The organism is Streptomyces sp. NPDC046821, assembly GCF_040645335.1.
In the GTDB taxonomy this organism is placed as follows: domain Bacteria; phylum Actinomycetota; class Actinomycetes; order Streptomycetales; family Streptomycetaceae; genus Streptomyces.
Genome location: NZ_JBEYYB010000026.1, coordinates 38,775 through 56,655, shown reverse-complemented (window position 1 = coordinate 56,655; position 17,881 = coordinate 38,775). Strand labels below are relative to the sequence as shown.

The following is a 17,881-nucleotide window of genomic DNA, read 5'->3' as shown; positions in this document are numbered from 1 at the left end:
CAGTGGGCGTTGCCGTTGTCGAACGCGATCAGTGGGCGTTGCCGTTGTTGAAGTGGTAGTCGCCGTTGCCACCCTGCTTGCCGTTCGCGCCGGGGTCACCCATGGGACCGGGGGAGATCCCGGGGCGCCCGGCCGGCTAAAGGGGGCCTGGGCCTGGCCGATTCGGTGAGCCCTGCCGACTCGACGGGCCCGGCCGATTCGGCGAGTTCGACCGACTCGGTGAGCCGGTGCGGCGGAAGCAAGGGCGCCGAGCCGCGCGGGGGTACGCCCTCGGCGGCCGTCTCCCCACCGGTCGCGCGCGGCACACGCAGCACGCGCGGCACACGCAGCACACGCAGTGCCCACGGCTCACGCAGCGCGCATACCATGGACTGCCCGCTGGGCCTGGCTCCGCTCCGGTGACGAGCGCGGTCCGGCCCGGCACTCCCTGCATCGTTAAATCCCTGGTTCCTTCTCGAGGCGGCCGGGGATCCACCTTGGTATGGAAAGATCATCTTTGCTATCCGAATCACGCGGGTTACTGTCCTGATCGCGCATCTCGGCGGTGGAGGTTCACATGCCCGCTGAACAGCCTCCCCTCGCAAATCACCAGCGGTTTCACACATCGGACATCTGGGAGGCGCGGGCCGAGGTCGCCCGAGCCTTCTGTCCGCACGAGTTGCGCATCACGCAGCGCTCGGCGAGGCTCGACGCCCGGCTGCACGGCGTGCCCTTTGACCGGACGGGTCTGTATTACCTCGATTACGGAACAGAGGTCCGGATCACGCCGGGTGACCTGGAGAGCTTTTTCCTCGTCCAGATCCCGCTCGCCGGATACGCGGAAATCAAGTGCGGCCGCGAGGAGATCATTTCCTCCCCCGAACTCGCCTCCGTCCCTTCCCCGACCGGAAAGCTGGACATGCGGTGGGGCGAGGGCAATCCGCAACTGATCGTGTGGTTCGACCGATCATCCCTGGAATCGCACTTGGGCAGTCTGCTCGGGCGCACCGTCCGCCGCCCGATCTCCTTCTCGCTCGGTATGGACCTCACCGCACCGGGCTCCCGCTCCTGGCTGAACATCGTCGACCTCATGCGCCGCGAGGCGGAGGGGCCTGACGGCATGACAAGCCGGCCCATCGTGACCCAGCAGCTCGAATCACTGCTCATGACCCAGCTGTTGATGGCCCAGCCCAACAACTACACGCCGGCGCTCCTCGGCGAGCAGCCGCGCGTCGCACCGCCCGCGGTCCGCCGCGCCATGGAGATCATCGAGGGCCACGCCGCCGAGCCGCTCACGGTCGGCGAGATCGCGGAATGCGTCGGCGTCGGCGTACGGGCCCTCCAGGAAGGCTTCCGCCGGCACCTCGACACGACACCGCTCGCGTACCTGCGCGAAGTCCGCCTGGACCGCGTACGCAAGGAACTCCTGTCCTCCGACCCGGGCGCCACGACCGTCACCAACGTCGCCTGCCGCTGGGGCTTCCTGCACCCGGGCCGCTTCTCGCTCGCGTACCGCCAGCAGTTCGGGGAGTCGCCTTCGGAGACGTTGCGGTCCTAGGGGATATCGGTCGGGGCTGGTTGCTTGTTGCGCCGAAATGCGATCAACCCTGGCCAAGGCCGCGTGAATTGCCGCGCAACTGCCGAGTAACTTCCCCAACCTGAATGCCCCCAAGGGCTTGGCGGCGGGGGCTCGCGTCCCTAACGTAGGGCAGAACATGAGCCCTGCTCACTTTTAGGATTCACGCGATGGCCATCGTTCAACCTTTGCGCCGCAGACTCCGATCGTTCACGGTCGTGTCGCTCCTTCTCGCTCTGACCGCTCTGGTGCTCGGCCCGACGCCCAGTTCCGCGGCGCAGTCCCACTGGTGGGACCCGTCCGCGCGGCCCGTGCCCGACTCGCAGATCGGCGTCACGGGCGAGCCCTTCAAGGGCACCGACTCCAAGGGCCGCGTCCGGGGCTTCGTCGACGCCCACGACCACATCATGTCCAACGAGGGCTTCGGCGGCCGGCTGATCTGCGGCAAGCCGTTCTCCGAGCAGGGCGTCGCCGACGCGCTCAAGGACTGCCCCGAGCACTACCCCGACGGCACGTTCGCCATCTTCGACATGATCACCAAGGGGAACGGCAAGCACGACCCCGTCGGCTGGCCGACGTTCAAGGACTGGCCCGCCCACGACTCGCTGACCCACCAGCAGAACTACTACGCCTGGATCGAGCGGGCCTGGCGCGGCGGACAGCGCGTGCTGGTCAACGACCTGGTCACCAACGGCGTGATCTGCTCGATCTACTTCTTCAAGGACCGCACCTGTGACGAGATGACCGCCATCCGTCTCGAGGCGAAGAAGACGTACGAGATGCAGGCCTTCATCGACAAGATGTACGGCGGTCCGGGCAAGGGCTGGTTCCGGATCGTCACGGACAGCGCGCAGGCCCGGAAGGTCATCGAGCAGGGCAAGCTGGCCGTCGTCATGGGCGTCGAGACCTCGGAGCCGTTCGGCTGCAAGCAGATCTTCGACATCGCACAGTGCAGCAAGGCAGACATCGACCGCGGCCTGGACGAGCTCAAGAAGCTCGGCGTCAGCAGCATGTTCCTGTGCCACAAGTTCGACAACGCCCTGTGCGGGGTGCGCTACGACTCGGGCGCGCTCGGTACGGCCATCAACGTGGGCCAGTTCCTGTCGACCGGCACGTACTGGAAGACGGAGCCGTGCCGCGGACCGCAGCACGACAACCCCATCGGCAACGCACCGGCGCCGGAGGCGGAGAAGCGACTGCCGAAGGGCGAGGAAGTCCCCACGTACGCCTCGGGTGCGCGGTGCAACACGCGCGGGCTCACCGACCTGGGCGCGTACGCGGTGCGCGGCATGATGAAGCGTCACATGATGCTGGAGCTCGACCACATGAGCGTCAAGGCCGTGGGCCAGTCGCTCGACATCCTCGAGTCCGAGCGGTACCCGGGCGTCATCTCCTCGCACAGCTGGATGGACCTGGGCTGGACCGAGCGCCTCTACAAGCTCGGCGGGTTCGCCGCCCAGTACATGGGCGGCTCCCAGGGATTCGTCGGCGAGGCCGCACGCACCAAGGAGCTGCGCGAGAAGTACAAGGTCGGCTACGGCTACGGCACCGACATGAACGGTGTCGGAGGCTGGCCGGCCCCGCGCGGCAAGGACGCCCCGAACCCGGTGAAGTACCCCTTCCGCAGCGTGGACGGCGGTTCGGTGATCGACAAGCAGGTCACCGGTCAGCGCACCTGGGACTTCAACACCGACGGCGGCGCGCACTACGGCATGGTCCCGGACTGGATCCAGGACATCCGGAACGTCGGCGGCCAGAGCGTCGTCGACGACCTCTTCACGGGAGCCGAGTCCTACCTCCGCACCTGGGGGAACACCGAGAAGTACGAGCCCGCCAAGAACCTCGCCCTGGGCGCGGGCGCCTGGGCGTCCTCGTCGGAGTGGTGGAACCCGGCCGTCAGCTTCAAGCCGGGCAAGGCGGTGGACGGCGACACCGGCACCCGCTGGGCCAGCGAGTGGAGCAACGACCAGTGGCTGCGCATCGACCTCGGATCCGCGCAGCCGGTCTCGCGCGTCACTCTCGACTGGGAGAAGGCGTACGGGAAGTCGTACCGCGTCGAGTTGTCGACGGACCGCGAGAACTGGAAGACGGTGTGGTCCACGACCACGGGTGACGGCGGCCTGGACACGGCACGGTTCGCCCGGACCGAGGCACGCTACGTACGGATCAAGGGCCTTGAACGCGGCACCAAGTGGGGCTACTCACTCCGCGAGGTCGGTGTCTACGGCCGCTGAGGCATCGGCCGTCCGGCCGATCTCACTGGCCGCCTGGCCGCTCGCACAGGCCGTCCGGCCGCTCGCGCTGACTTCAAGGTCTCGCGAGCGGCCGGATCCGGTCGTTCAGATAACTGTTGAGGACGCGTTTGCACTCGGCGATGAGCTGGGGATCGCCTTGCGGATCCGTGCGGAAGGCCAGCTTCAGCACGCCGTCCGCGCACTCCAGGGCCACCAGCACGGCGATGTCCAGCTCGGCGTCGTCCGGGACGCCGGTCAGGGAGGCGGTCAGCGCGCGCAGGCGTCCGGCGACGGCCGTGTTGTTGTCCAGGGGCGGCTCCAGGATCTGGTCCTGGCCCACCGCACCGAAGTCGACCACGCCGAACCCGGTGATCGTCCGGCGCATGGCGACGAACTCGTCGACGGTCACCTCCACGATGCCCGAGATGCCATCGGGTGCTTCGCGCTCGAGGCGGGCCGTGACCCGCTGGAGAAACGACTCCAGGTTGCGGGCGGCGAGCGCGCCGATCAGCCCCTCCTTGTCGGAGAAGAACTGGTAGAGGGTGCCGATGGGCACCTCGGCTCGGCGCGCCACCTCCTTGGTGGTCAGCGCGGCATAGCCGGCCTCGTCCAGGAGTTCGGCGCAGGCGTCAAGCAGCCGTTCGAAGCGCTCGACGCTGCGCTTCTGGACCGGCAGCCGGCGAGGCGTCCCTGCGGTGCGGTCTTGATTCACGCTTGCATCATCCCATTCGGGACGACGAACGTGAGCACTGCTCATGTTATTGGCGGCCGCCGCCGTCCCGCAGGTCAGCCGATCTCCCAACGGCTGGGGAAGGGGAAGTAGGCCTCGAGGAAGGTGTGGACTTCCTCGGCGATGCGGTCCTGCCGGTCCGCCGGTGTGTTGACGTCGTTCAGGCAGAAGAAGTCGAAGGCGCGCTCGTCGGTCAGGCCCGCCATCTTCTCCTGGGCGTCGGGAAGGGCCACGTCGACATAGCGGAGCCGGTACTTGCCGGGGACGGCTCGGCCGGTGAGGTAGGCGTGATGGTGGTGCAGTGACGCGGTGGTCGCGATGTCGGTGACGGACCGGAACTTGGAGCGGCTGGTGCGGTCCAGGTCCTCGGGGAAGAGGCGCTCCAGGTCCCGCAGCACGGCCTGGATCTGCGGCTGCGGGGTGTGCATGAACTTGCTTGTGGTGAAGCGGTGGTGGGTGTTCTGAAGGAGGGCGCGGACGTTCTTCCCGGCGGAGTTGGGGGCCGGGTCGTCTGGATGGGGTGCGCCGAGGCCGAGTTGGGCGGGGGAGAAGGGGAGCTTGGCGATGCCGTTGCCGTGGAAGAAGTGGCCGGCGGTGATCGGGCGGCCCAGGAAGAGGTCGTCGTTGAAGTAGAGGTAGCGCTCGGACAGGCCGTCGATGTGGTGCAACTGGGTTTCGATGGCGTGGGAGTTGAAGACCGGGAGTGCGCTGAGGTCGGTGAAGATGTCCTTGTGGTCGACGACCTGGATGCCGGGTGCCGAGGTGTTCAGCCAGGCGGGAGTCTGACCGTCGGTCACGATGTAGATGTTGCGGATGAACGGGGCGTACATCTGCAACGAGCGTAGGGAGTACCGGAGTTCGTCGCGGCTGGTGTAGCGGGACGGGCCGGTCTCGCGGGCGTGGATACGCGGAGCCTCGCCGGTCGGGGGACGGTGGCTGTCGCGGGCGGCGGTGAGTACGGGGTCGTCACCGTCGACCCAGGTGTAGACGGCGTCTACGGGGAAGTCGACCGCGTCGATCCTCGGCTGCCGGAAGGCGTCCCAGGTGGGGTGGGTGCGGCCGGACACGGAGAGTGTCGCGGGCACGAGGGCGTCGGCGGGCAGCACGTCGGAGACCGTGTTGGGGCGGGGCGCGATGAGGGCGTGGGCCAGGACGTCCTCGGGGGCCTGAACGCGTAGGGCGGCGAGGCGTTCGGCGGTCCTGGCGTCGGAGGCCTCGGTCTCGGCAGCGTCGGCGAGAAGGTCCGCGCCGTCACGCCAGAACTCGACGTCGCATCCCTGGGTGAGATCGGCGAGCACCTGGTCGTCGGGGCCGAGCAGGATCTCGCCGAAGCGGATGACCTCCTGGCGCTTGAGCGCGGTGGGCAGGGCGCCGTCCGCGTACAGCGCGGCGTCGGAGGGCCAGCGGTCGCTGCTCGGCTTGAGCGCGTACAGGGCGGTGGTGGCGTAGAGCGCGCGCAGCGCCGTGAGGAACGCTTTGCGGTCGGCGAAACGGACACCGACGACATGACGCAGGGGCGAGCGACCGGGCACGAGGAAGTGGTCGATGCCCGCGTGCTCCAGGGCGTCGGTCACCAGGGTGAGGTTGCGGCCGCGCGCATCGGCGTCCGCGAGGGTACGGACGCGACGCCCAAAGTAGGTCCGCTCGGGGCCGGATATCTCGCGCAGGTCGGGGTCCTGGGCGAGCAGCGCGGTGCGCCTGGCGGCGAGCTTTTCTGCACGCGCCGCGCGGGCCGCGTCCTCTTCGGCCGTCTGCCGAGCGGCCAGACGTTCGGCGGCACGCTCCCGCCGGACGCGGGCGGGCAGGAGGCGTTCACCGAGGGACGAGAGGCGGGACGTCATGCCGAAACGGCCTTTCTGGCACAGGGGAGTTGACGCGTGGGGGGCGCGGATTACTGGGGGAGAGGAGGGGGGGACTGTTGTGGTTACCCGTGGAGATCAGGGGCTGTTCACAGGGGCCGTTCAGACGTGGTCGGCGATCCACTGCATGTCGTGATCTGGCCACATGCGGATGAGCCGAGGACGATGAGGCGCTCCGGGGCGATGTCGAACTCGGCGGTGTTTGCCCTGGTCCCAGTCGATCGTGGAGATGGCGTCCGTGCGCGGAGCGGGCCGGGTAGCGTCGAATTTCAGCCGATAATCGACGGAGGAGGCGGCGTATCCGCGGTCCGCGAAATAGCGGGACCAGGCGGCCCGGCCTGAATCCTGCGGCCGGCTGCCGAACTGATCCCCGTGTCGAGGGTGATCAGCCACATGATCAAGGCCGCGCATACGGTGAAGCGCACTCACGGGCATCTCACGGAATGTTCTCTCGCTCTCCACATTCAGCGCAGGTGTGTGTGCCGTGTTTGCCGGTTTGCACCCGCCCAGCAGCCCTTTTGGGTGCTCGGTGTGCGTGGGGCCTGAACCACCTGCGACTTTGACGTGAACGGACTATGGAGCCGGAAATGATGGCGCGTCAAGTGCGAAGGTGCGAATATGCCTGACTTGCCCGTAATTTTAGTGGAAGGGGGTAATCCATTTTCTTGTGGTGATTGGTGCGGATCGTTTGTCATAAATTGGCCGTGCGCTTGACATGGCGGTCGTCTTGATTCTTATCTTTGCCCCCACTTGATTTCCCGGCTCTTTTGGCGAGTTGCTGAATTCACTGGCGTGACGCCGAGGGTGCTGGGAGCGAAACGACGTGCAAAGGAGTGGGGGACTCATGCGTGGACGCATGGGCGTGGCCGGATTTGCCGTCGCCGCGGGCGTGGTGATGGGTGTATCCGGCGGGTCACGGCCTTCGGGGCAACCCGCCGCCTTCAGTGGCTGAAGCGCGTGACCTCGATCTCGGCCGTCCCCCGTACGCCGGTGGCGCGTAGGGAGTCGACGAAGACTGCGGCAAGCCAGGCCGCGGCATCCGGTGTCCACTCCGGGACGTCGCAGACGAAAGTGGGCCGCGTCGGCGCGCCGCTCTCGGGATTCCGGCTGCCGAGGCCGTTCGGGGCGTGGTCCAGCTTGAGGAGGCCGTGTCCGCGTTCGTGGGCCTGCTCGCACAGGTGCTGCGCCGTGGCTGCCACACCGTTCACGGTGACTAGTACGCGGGTACGGGCGTCGGGTGCGGCCAGCGCGTACCAGGCGGCGTCGCCGACGAGATCGAACCGGGCGTCTGCGGCGAGCCGTAGAGGTGCGCTGACGGACAGGCCCGTGAATTCCAAGGTGCCCACCCGGCGCAGGGCGTCGACCAGGACACGGGTCATCGGCAGGACGGGCAACTGCTGATGGCGCAGCCCGGTCGCGGGATACACGGTCAGCCAGGCGAGTTGCCGCTCTCGCCCGTCTTGCGACCAGTCACCGCCGGCGTCGGCGTGCGCCCACCGTTGTCCGCCGAGCTCGGCGCCGGCGCTGAAGCGGGTTGAGCTGAAGCCGTAGGCCGCTGCCCGCTTCACCGCCAGGCTGAACAGGTCCTCGTCCAGATCGTGGTCCGCGCTGACCTGCCCGATCCACGGGTGCTCGCGCAGCACTCCATGGATCGCGACAGCCATCGTCACGTCGGCCTCGTCCTGAGCGGGGTCCTGGTTCACGCTGTGCCCTTTCTCGGCCTCACCCGATGCCGCAGTGGGATGTCCTGCCCGGGGTCTCCAACTCGTCGGGCGAGCGGGCGACGCCGATGCTCCACTGATGCAACGTCCGCCGGACACGCCCTAGTCGGTCACTATGGACGCCGCGAAGAGGGAGACGGTCAGACAGACGGCAAGGAAGGCGGCCTGCCGGCGAGGTGTTTTGAATCCGCCCTTGGGAGCTACTCCGTTCGTTTCGGCGAACTGCCGGTTGATGGCTCTGACGAGAGGGGTGGCTCCCACAGTGCACCCGATGAGGCCGAACGCATACATGGTGAGCCCGCCGGCCGGCGAGTAGCCGCGCAAGTGGAACTCCAGGGCCATGCCGCCACCGCCGGCGGACGTGAGCAGGGGGAAGAGTATCCGGAGCCGGGCCGGCGCCTGCGGCCAAGCCTTGATCACGGCGAAGGTGCTGATGGCGGTGGCGATGGCTGCCATGAGCCACAGGTATGCGAGGGGGACTGAAGAGAGCATGGGGGAAGCTTCCGGCCCCAACCAGGGCGTTCGGCAATTCCAAAGACCCCAAGGGGTGGCCGGCCGTGCGCGGTCGGCAGGGACGGGTGTCAGGTGGGTGGCGGGCCGGCACGGCTCGATGACCCCGGGGTGGCCAGAACAGTAATATGTGATCACAGATCACACAAGGGTTCCCGTGGGACGTGTCACCGCGTAGAGTTCCGCCCGTCTTCCAGGGACGGGTGTCACCGAGCCACTGGAGACACCGCCATGGAAATGCTGTCCGCGATCAGCGGCTGGATCTGGAATCCGCTGGCCTACGTCGCCCTCGGGATCGGCGTGCTGTTCACGCTGCTCACCAAGGGCGTCCAATTCCGTCGCTTCCCCGACATGCTGCGGCACCTGCGCACGGGCGAGGCGGGGGAGGGAGGACTGACCTCGCTCCAGACCCTCGCGCTGTCCCTGTCCAGCCGGATCGGCGTCGGGTCCATCGCCGGCGTCGCGACCGCCGTCGCCGCCGGCGGCCCCGGCGCCCTGCTCTGGATGGTGATCACCGCACTGCTCGGCTCCACCTGCGCGTACGCCGAGTCCGTCCTCGCGCAGGTCTACAAGCGCCGGGTACAGGACGAGGACCGTGGCGGAATGCCGTACTACATCAAGTACGGGCTCAAGGCCCCCTGGCTCGCCACCGTCGTCGCGGTCGCGACGCTGATCGGCTACGGCTTCGTCTTCCCCGGCATCCAGGCCAACAACATCGCCTCCAGCGCCAAGCTGGCCTTCGGGGTGAACGGTCCCGTGACCGGTGTCGTGGTCGCCGCGGTCCTCGGCCTCGTCATCGTGGGCGGTACGCGCCGGATCGTGAAGGTCGTCGAGGCCGTCGTCCCCTTCGTCGCCCTGCTCTACATCCTGAGCGCACTCGTGATCATCGCCCTGAACGCGACGAAGGTGCCGCACGCGCTGCTGCTCATCGTCTCCAGCGCCATGGGCAAGGACCAGCTGTTCGGCGGCATCGTCGGCTACGCGGTGGCCTGGGGCGTACGCCGGGCCGTGTTCGCCTCCGCCACCGGTCTGGGCGAGGGCACCTTCGCCGCTGCCGCCGCCACCGTCTCGCACCCCGGCAAGCAGGGCATCATCCAGGCCTTCAGCATCTACATCGACATCCTGCTGATCTGCACGGCGAGCGGCCTGCTCCTCGTGGTCACGGGCGCGTACAACGTCACCGACCCGGCCGGCGGCTTCCTCGTCCAGAACGTGCCGGGTGCGGTCGCGGGCCCCAACTACATGCAGGAGGCCATCGACTCCAGCCTGCCGGGCTGGGGTTCGGGGTTCGTCGCGGTGGCCGTGACGATGTTCGCCTTCATCTCGATGGTGTTCTTCTTCTACGTGGCCCAGACGAACCTCGTGTTCCTGCTCGGCGAGCGGCGCAGCAAGGTGTGGGAGGCGCTGGTCAAGGTCGGCACGCTGGGCATCGCCTTCACCGGGACCGCCGTCTCGGCCGACACCATGTGGGCGGCCGGCGACATCGGCTACGGCATCCTCGGCTGGCTCAACATGGGCTGTGTCCTGCTGCTGACTCCCGTGGTCCGCAAGGTCATCAGGGACTACGACCGGCAGCGGCGCGACGGGCTCGACCCGGTCTTCGCACCGGACCGGCTCGGCATCGAAGGGGCCGACTACTGGCTCGCACAGCCGGCCGCACTCAAGGAGCCCGGCCGAGTCTGAAGTCCGGGGCGAGCGCGCACGGGTGCTCGCCCCGGCTACTTCTGCAGCTGACGTTCCTTCAGCTGCGCCTTGATGCGGTCCGTGGCGCTGGCGAGCGATTCGCGCGTCACGGCTGCCGCCGCCTCGGCGTCCCCCGCCTCCACCGCCGTCACCAGGCGCTCCTGGTGCCGCCAGAGCGCGTCGTCGCCGGGCTTGTCGAGGGCGGCGCGCGCGCCGACGGTCTTGTAGGCGCGGCACTGGCCCCACAGCGTGCGCACGGTGTTCACGAGGACCGGGTTGCCGGAGGCTTCGTACAGGACGGCGAGCAGGTCCTCGTCACGGTCGAGGTAGGCCATCACGTCGCCGTCGGTGACGGCCCGCCGCATCTGTTCCAGGCCGTCGCGCATACGGGCGATGTCTTCCGTGGTGATGCGTGCGGCGCCGAGCCGCGTGGCCTCGACCTCGACCAGGAGGCGTACGTCGTAGGCGTGGATCAACTCGCCGAGATCCAGGCCCTTCACGACGGACCCCCGGTGCGGGACGCGCTCGGCGAACCCTGCCTCTTCCAGGCGCCGAATCGCCTCGCGGACCGGCATCTCGCTCGTGCCGACCAGGGCGGCGAGGTCGCGGATACGCAGGCGGTAACCGACCGGGAACTCTCCGCTCATGATCGACTCGTGCAGTACCGCGTACACACGGTCGGCCATCGACAGGGCCGGTTCCAAGCGTTTCGACGTATCCACGTGCGCATCCTAAACAGCCGGGTGTGGGGGTGGCGGGGGTTGTCCGGACTCTCGGCCGGTACCCCGCGACCTATTGTGTGATCTGTGATCACATCCTAGTCTGGCTGTCAGCCCCACACACCTCCGGCGCGTAATGCGTCTTGGCGCCCGGCATCCGGCGTTCGTGTGCGGCTTCCCTTTCACGGGCCCGTCGAGCTCGCGCGGTTCACCGAGGCGACCGGCCCCATCGAGAACAGGAACCAGTCATGAAGGACGTGGTCATCGTCGGCGGCGGTATCGCCGGCCTGTCCGCCGCGTGGCGGCTGCGGCACTTCGACACGATGCTGCTGGAGGCAGGGGACCGTGTCGGCGGCAGGATCCGCTCCGAGCGTCGCGGTCAGTACTTCCTCAACTGGGGCGGTCACGTCTACGCGGGCGGCAACTCCGCCACGAGCTGGCTGATGAACAACACGGGCGTCGAATGGGCCCCGGTGCCGGGCTCCCTGTCCGGCCTGTCGATGAACGGCAGAACCATCATCAAGGGCCGGGTGGAGACGTACCCGTTCCGCATCCCCATGGCGTGGCAGGCCCGCGTCGGCATGATGACCACGGGCGCCAAGGTCGCGCTGCGGGTGGCGCGTTACGCCCGCATAGTGGGGCAGCGCCGCGGCGAGAACGCGGCCGAACGCCAGCAGCGCATCTACGAGTTCATGAACGACCGGTCGTTCAAGGACTTCATCGGCGACGTCCACCCGGACACCCAGGCTCTGTTCGAGCCCACGGTCACGCGCTCGGCCGCCGACATCGACCAGCTCTCGGCCGGGGCCGGCGTCGGCTACTTCAGCCTTGTGTGGAACATCGGCGGCGGACTGACGCAGGTGATCCTCGGCGGCCCCTCGACCCTGACCGAGTCGATCGCCGCCTCGCTCGGCGACGATCTGCACCTCGGCGCACACGTGGACGAGATCGTGCACAAGAAGGACTCCGTGGTGGTCCGCTACCGCGAGAACGACGTCGAGCGGGAGGTGGAGGCACGCACCGTGGTCCTCGCCACCCCGGCGACGGTCTCCCACCGCGTCGCCGTCGACCTCGACCCGGACGTGCGCGAAGCCCTCGGCAAGGTCGTCTACGGGCCGTACGTCAGCGCCGCGTTCCTGTCGGACGAGACCGGGCGGCAGCAGTGGGACGACGCCTACGGCATCGCCACCCCGAAGCGCTCCATGAACGTCGTCCTCAACATGTCCAACATCGTCCGCGGCCACGAGCAGGAGCGGGCACCCGGCTCCAGCCTCATGACCTTCTCGCCCGGCACCCTCGCGCGCCGCCTCCTCGAACAGGACGACGACACCATCCGCCGCACCTATCTCGAGGACCTCGACCAGGTTCTGCCCGGCTTCCCCGACCACGTCGTCGAGGCCGAGGTCCAGCGCTTCCCGACCGGAGCGCCGTACTGCTTCCCCGGCCGCGCCAAGCTGCAGCCCGCGCTCATGCGCCGCAGTGGACGTGTGTTCCTGGCCGGTGACTACCTCGGCACCCTCTACACCGAGACCGCGATCTCCTCCGGCCTGACCGCGGCGCACGAGGCCCGCAGCATCCTGGCCACCGACCGACAGACAGCGCACCGCTCCCTCTCCGTCGTCTGAACACATCAACACCCCTTCTACGTACAGGAGTTACGCCATGACCGAGAAGCTCAGCGGCATCCTCACCGCCCTCGCCACCCCCTTCGCGGCCGACGGTTCCATCGACGACAAGGTGCTGCGCCTCCTCGTCGACCGCAGCATCGACGGCGGCGTGGACGGCGTCGTAGCCTGCGGCTCCACCGGCGAGTTCGCGGCCATGACCGGCGACGAGCGGCGGCACCTCGTCGAGACCGTCGTCGACCAGGCGGCCGGCCGCGTCCCCGTGGTCGCCCAGACCGGCGCCGTCGCCACCCGCGAGGCCGTGGCACTGTCGAAGCACGCCGAGTCCGCCGGCGCGGACGTACTGATGGTCGTGGCCCCGTACTACGAGGCGCTGACCATGGACGAGACGCTCACCTACCTGCGTACCGTCGCCGACTCCGTGTCCGTGCCCGTCATGCTCTACAACCTGCCGGGCGCCACGGGCGTCAACCTCGACCCGGACACGGTCGGCCGACTGGCCCGCTCGTGCGAGAACATCCGCTACATCAAGGACACCAGCGCCGACATGGCGCAGGCCGGGCAGCTCATCCACCACCACCGCGACGTCATCTCGACGTTCGTCGGCTGGGACTCGCTGCTCCTTGCCGCCGTCGCCGAGGGCGCGGCCGGTGTGATGGCGGGCAGCGCCAACATCATGCCCGCCGAACTCGTCGCCGTGCACCGGGCGTTGGCCTCCGGCGACCTCAAGGGCGCCCGCGAGGTGTGGGACCGGATCTACCCGCTGATGGACACCTTGATGACCGCGCCGTTCATCCAGGCCGTGCGGGCCGCCCTTCAGGAGCTCGGCCTGCCGGTGGGCGAGCCGCGCGAGCCGCTGCGTGCCGTGGACGGCGGGACCCGTGCCCGGATCGCCGCCGAGCTCAAGGCGCTCGACCTCCACAAGTGACGGGCACGGCCCCGCGACACGACGTAAGGAACCTTCTCCCATGACCCAGCACGTTCTGCGCAGCGAAGGCACGACGCCGCTCCTCCGCGAAGGCGATCTGCCGCCGTTCCGCCACTTCATCGACGGCCGTTTCCTTGAGGCCCCCGCCGAGCAGTACACCGAGGTCGTCGACCCGTGTACGGAGGCCGTCATCGCCCGTGTTCCGGAAGGCACCGCGGACGACGTGGACCGTGCGGTCGCCGCGGCCGACGCCGCGCGGGAGCGGTGGGGCAGGGTGGTGCCGCGCGAACGGGCCGCGGTGCTGCTGAGGATCGCCGACCGGCTGGCCGCCAATGCGGACGCCCTGGTCAGGCTCGAAGCGGCGAACGCCGGAAAGCCGCTGACGGTGGCCCGGGACGACGTGGAGAGCAGTATCGACACGTTCCGGTTCATGGCCGGCGCCCTGCGCGCGACCACCTCCATGGCGGCCGGCGAGTACGCCGAACACCACCTGTCCGTGATCCTTCGCGAGCCGCTCGGCGTCGTCGGAGTCGTCACGCCGTGGAACTACCCGCTGCTGATGGCCGTTTGGAAGCTGGCGCCCATTCTCGCCGCGGGCAACACCGTGGTGCTCAAGCCCTCCGAGCAGACACCGCTGACCACACTGAAGTTCGCTGAGCTCGTCTCCGACCTGCTGCCGCCGGGCGTCCTGAACGTGGTCACCGGCCGCGGCCCGGTGGTCGGCGCCCGCCTCGCGGAACACGCGGACGTGGCGATGATCGCGCTGACCGGATCGGTGGGCAGCGGGCGCGCGGTCGCCCGTGCGGCTGCCGAATCCCTCAAGCGGGTCCACCTCGAACTCGGCGGCAAGGCCCCGGTCGTCGTCTTCGAGGACGCCGACCTGAAGGCCGCCGCGGCCGCACTGCGGAACGCCGGCTTCTGGAACTCCGGCCAGGAGTGCGGGGCCGCCTGCCGGGTCCTGGTGCACGCCTCCGTCGCCGACCGCTTCGTGGCCGAAATCGTCCGTGAGGTCGAGGAGATCACGGTCGGTGACCCGCGCGCCGGTGAGGAGGTCGAGATGGGCTCACTGGTCTCCAAGGCCCACTACGAACGCGTCCTCGACCACCTCCACCGGGCGGAGCAGAAGGGCATCCGCGCCGCGACCGGCGGGACCGCGCTCGAAGGCCCGGGCTACTTCGTCGCCCCCACGGTCCTCGTCGACGTACCCGAAGGAGCGGACATCGCGCGCGAAGAGGTCTTCGGCCCGGTCGTCACCGTCGAGACCTTCACCGACGAGGACGAGGCGATCCGCCGCGCCAACGACGTCTCCTTCGGCCTCGCGGCCTCCGTCTGGACGGAGAACGCACGCCGCACCCACACGGTCGCCGCCCGCCTCGACTTCGGCACGGTCTGGGTCAACTCCCACCTCGTCCTGGCCAACGAGGTCCCCTGGGGCGGCTTCAAGGGCTCCGGCTACGGCCGTGACCTGTCGCTGTACGCCCTCGACGACTACTCCCGGACGAAGCATGTGATGCACAACTACGAACGCTGAGGTTCGGTCTGAACGGGCAATCGTTCCGCGTACGCTGAACGGTTCCGGGCGGATCAGTACGCGATTCTGCTCCCACCGGTGCGAGCCCATGGGTACGTCAGGGCGCGGTTCGGCAGGACACGGACGGGAACAGAAGCGGGCCCGTGCCAGCGCCCAGCAGGTCCGGTGAGTGGCCGTGTCTGCGCGAGGCTGACGTGCCGAGCCGACCTGCTGCCAAGATTTGAAGAAGCGGCGGGAAAGGACTACTCGGGGACCAAGGCCACCCGCTCCTGCCCGGAGGCTGACCTCCGTGCGCTCGGGCGCTGGAGCGAGTGCTTCCGGGCATCGACGGCAGCCTCCAGAGCCGGATGGGATCTGTTCCAAGTCGCAATGGGGGCGCAACTCAGTTCAGGAGCACCTGGGTTGACCACGAGGGCCACTCGGTGAGCGTCACGCGTTCGACTGCGTCCTCCGCGAAGACGCCCGTACCCGGAACCGATCCGTCGTCAGGACCGGCCCCTGGCTCGGCTCGCCCGCGATGCGGGCCTGGAGCAGGTCGAGCAGCGCCAACGTCGTTTCCTCCGCGTGGAGTTCGACCGCCGAGATGGCCGGCCTGCTGTGCCGGGTGTGTTCGGAGTCGGAGGCCGCGGCGAGCATCGTGCGGTCCGGTACCGCGATGCCGCGTGCCGTGAGGCCCGCCAGTACGCCGGCCGCCTGACGGCCCGTGTGGCACAGGATCGCGTCGGGGATCGCGTCATCCACGATCGCGTGCGCCATGCGCTCGCCGCCCTCCTCGCCCTCGCGCTCGGCCGACATGTAGACGCGCGGTGTGAACCCGGCGCTCTCGCACCATTCGCGGTACGTCGCCTCGCTGTCGATGTTCCACGCGTTGCGATCAGTTCCGCGCAACAGGGCGATCGACCGGGCGCCGCCGGCGGCGAAGTGGTCGTAGATGCGCCGGAAGCTCGCGATGTCGTTCTCGGTCGCCCAGTCGGTGAAGTCCGGGCGGCTCGGGTCGCGCCCCAGCGTCACGTACGGGATGCCGCGCCGTTCGAGGAGGGCGACCACCGGGTCGTCCATATGAGGCATCGTCACGATGTAGCCGTCGAGCGACAGTGCCATGGGTGGTGTCGGACGCTTCGTCAGGTCCGGTACGAGCATCACGCTGAGCCCGCGGTCCATCGCCTGCGCCGAGACCGCGCCGATGTAGCGGGTGAACACGTCGACACCCCGCGGCGTGTACTCGCCCAGCGCGTCCAGTGAGCGCATGACGAGCCCGATCACTCCGACCGATGAACGCCGCAGTCCGCGCGCGAAGGCGTCCGCCTCGTAGTCCAGCTCCTCGGCGACGGCCCGGATGCGCAGCCGGGTGGCCGCGCTGAGCGTCCCGGTGTCGTTGAGCGCCATCGAGACCGCCGCGACAGAGACACCCGCGCGCTGCGCGACGTCGCGAATGGTGACGCCCTTCGGTCGGGCCATGGCGACCTCCTCGGTCCGTACTTTCCGGCGCCTCATGCTGCCCGGCCCCGATGCCGGACCGCCGCCTCATACTGCCCGGCCCGGTGCCGGACCGGCTGCCGGGCCGGCTGTCGGACGGCGCGGTCCGGGGCGTCACAGGGAGCGGAAAACGAGATGAACAAGACCGTTGTATTAAACGTTTTACCCACTTAACGTGTCGCCCACTTCTCACTGTGACTGGCCTCACAAGCAAAGGTCGAAGAGCAACACGATGAAGCTGCACACACTTCGTACGACCACCACCGACCCCCATGAGCGGGGCCGCGAGATCGGCACGCGATACGCGGATCAGGTGCGTGACATCAGCGCCCGCTACCTGGCGCATTTCGCGGTTCTGGGCATCCCGGAGGCGACCGTCCGCGACATCGTCGCCCACAGCCATGACGCCTTGCGCGCCTGGTACCCGGGGCCGGCCGTGGAGTCCGACGCGATCGCCGAGGCATCGGGGCTCGAGCCCTGGCAGGTGGCGGCTGTCGGCGCACGGACCGAGGTGCTCGCCGCCGCACCCGGGAAGGGCGAGTGCACGACCGCCGTGTACGCACCGCCCGCCGGCGGCCCGCCCGAGACGATCCAGACCTGGGACTGGCACGACGCGCTCACCCCGGACGGTCTCCTGCTGTCCCTCGTGACCGGAATAGGGCGCAGGGTGAAGCTCTTCACCGAATTCGGCACGGCCGCGAAGATCGGGGTGAACGACGCCGGTCTCGGCCTGCACTTCAACATCCTTCACCACCGTTCCGACCAGGCCACCGGTGGCGTACCCGTCCACGCCGTGGCGCGTCGCGTCCTGGAGGAGGCGACGACGGTGGGGGAGGCCCGCGACATTGCCGCCTCCGCGACCCTCAGCGCGTCCACCGTCCTGACCGTCGCGACCTACCGGGACGGCCGGGCCGCGGCGGCGTCCATCGAGATGTCGCCGTCCGGAATCGCTGTGGTGGAACCCGACGCCGACGGCTGGGTCGTCCACACGAACCACTTTCTCGACCCCGGCCTCGCCGACGGCGACACCAGCAGCCCGGAATCGGTGTCGGCCGAGCGCTACCTCCACGCACGCGGGGTGCTCGGCGCCATGACCGGCCGCTCCGCTCCGGAGCGCGCGGCCGCCTTCTGCGGCGGCGAGGGTGCCGACGCGGTCGTGTGCGTCCGAGCCGACGCGTCCCGGCCGGGCCACGAGCAGTGGAGCACGTTGCTCACGGCCTCCCTCGACCTCCCCGGCTTCGCCCTCCAGCACCGGGCGGGCAACCCCGACACCGCGGCCCGCGAGGGTCTCGACCAGTTCTGAGGAACCC

Annotated in this window: 13 protein-coding genes; 7 read left to right on the top strand and 6 right to left on the bottom strand. The window is 69.0% G+C overall.

Features of this window, described 5'->3' with window-relative positions:
- The first annotated feature begins 556 nt into the window (after positions 1-556).
- The gene (locus ABZ893_RS35180) at positions 557-1,537 is read left to right on the top strand and encodes an AraC family transcriptional regulator (RefSeq protein WP_361412258.1); all 981 of its coding nucleotides are present in this window, start codon (positions 557-559) and stop codon (positions 1,535-1,537) included.
- A gap of 188 nt (positions 1,538-1,725) precedes the next feature.
- The gene (locus ABZ893_RS35175) at positions 1,726-3,789 is read left to right on the top strand and encodes a discoidin domain-containing protein (RefSeq protein ID WP_361412256.1); all 2,064 of its coding nucleotides are present in this window, start codon (positions 1,726-1,728) and stop codon (positions 3,787-3,789) included.
- Between the two features lie 73 nt (positions 3,790-3,862).
- On the opposite strand, the gene ABZ893_RS35170 is transcribed toward ABZ893_RS35175, so the two are convergent.
- From ABZ893_RS35170 to ABZ893_RS35155, 4 genes are all read right to left on the bottom strand, one after another.
- Complete coding sequence (locus ABZ893_RS35170; RefSeq protein ID WP_361412254.1) at positions 3,863-4,501, bottom strand: TetR/AcrR family transcriptional regulator; 639 nt, start codon at positions 4,499-4,501, stop codon at positions 3,863-3,865.
- 74 nt (positions 4,502-4,575) lie between these two features.
- Positions 4,576-6,360 carry a stealth conserved region 3 domain-containing protein gene (locus ABZ893_RS35165; RefSeq protein ID WP_361412252.1) on the bottom strand — a complete coding sequence of 595 codons (1,785 nt, stop codon included), beginning with the start codon at positions 6,358-6,360 and terminating at the stop codon, positions 4,576-4,578.
- A 959-nt stretch (positions 6,361-7,319) separates the two neighbouring features.
- Positions 7,320-8,081 carry a hypothetical protein gene (locus tag ABZ893_RS35160; RefSeq protein WP_361412250.1) on the bottom strand — a complete coding sequence of 254 codons (762 nt, stop codon included), beginning with the start codon at positions 8,079-8,081 and terminating at the stop codon, positions 7,320-7,322.
- Between the two features lie 120 nt (positions 8,082-8,201).
- Positions 8,202-8,591, bottom strand: coding sequence for a hypothetical protein (locus ABZ893_RS35155; protein ID WP_361412248.1), 390 nt, complete (start codon positions 8,589-8,591; stop codon positions 8,202-8,204).
- Positions 8,592-8,840: 249 nt separating this feature from the next.
- Here ABZ893_RS35155 and ABZ893_RS35150 point away from each other — a divergent pair, with 249 nt between their 5' ends.
- Positions 8,841-10,292, top strand: coding sequence for an alanine/glycine:cation symporter family protein (locus tag ABZ893_RS35150; RefSeq protein ID WP_361412246.1), 1,452 nt, complete (start codon positions 8,841-8,843; stop codon positions 10,290-10,292).
- Positions 10,293-10,327: 35 nt separating this feature from the next.
- Here the strand turns inward: ABZ893_RS35150 and ABZ893_RS35145 are convergent, their stop codons facing one another.
- Positions 10,328-11,014 (bottom strand): GntR family transcriptional regulator, encoded by a 687-nt coding sequence (locus tag ABZ893_RS35145; protein ID WP_361412244.1) that lies wholly within the window; start codon positions 11,012-11,014, stop codon positions 10,328-10,330.
- A gap of 245 nt (positions 11,015-11,259) precedes the next feature.
- Here ABZ893_RS35145 and ABZ893_RS35140 point away from each other — a divergent pair, with 245 nt between their 5' ends.
- Genes ABZ893_RS35140 through ABZ893_RS35130 form a run of 3 tightly spaced genes read left to right on the top strand, consistent with a single transcriptional unit; the run spans position 11,260 to position 15,095 of the window.
- Positions 11,260-12,636 carry an NAD(P)/FAD-dependent oxidoreductase gene (locus tag ABZ893_RS35140; protein ID WP_361412242.1) on the top strand — a complete coding sequence of 459 codons (1,377 nt, stop codon included), beginning with the start codon at positions 11,260-11,262 and terminating at the stop codon, positions 12,634-12,636.
- 37 nt (positions 12,637-12,673) lie between these two features.
- Positions 12,674-13,564, top strand: a complete 891-nt coding sequence (gene dapA, locus ABZ893_RS35135; RefSeq protein WP_361412240.1) for a 4-hydroxy-tetrahydrodipicolinate synthase — start codon at positions 12,674-12,676, stop codon at positions 13,562-13,564.
- A 40-nt stretch (positions 13,565-13,604) separates the two neighbouring features.
- Positions 13,605-15,095 carry an aminobutyraldehyde dehydrogenase gene (locus ABZ893_RS35130; RefSeq protein WP_361412238.1) on the top strand — a complete coding sequence of 497 codons (1,491 nt, stop codon included), beginning with the start codon at positions 13,605-13,607 and terminating at the stop codon, positions 15,093-15,095.
- A gap of 429 nt (positions 15,096-15,524) precedes the next feature.
- Here the strand turns inward: ABZ893_RS35130 and ABZ893_RS35125 are convergent, their stop codons facing one another.
- The gene (locus tag ABZ893_RS35125) at positions 15,525-16,553 is read right to left on the bottom strand and encodes a LacI family DNA-binding transcriptional regulator (protein ID WP_361412236.1); all 1,029 of its coding nucleotides are present in this window, start codon (positions 16,551-16,553) and stop codon (positions 15,525-15,527) included.
- Positions 16,554-16,803: 250 nt separating this feature from the next.
- Here ABZ893_RS35125 and ABZ893_RS35120 point away from each other — a divergent pair, with 250 nt between their 5' ends.
- Positions 16,804-17,874, top strand: a complete 1,071-nt coding sequence (locus ABZ893_RS35120; protein WP_361412234.1) for a C45 family peptidase — start codon at positions 16,804-16,806, stop codon at positions 17,872-17,874.
- Positions 17,875-17,881 lie beyond the last annotated feature (7 nt).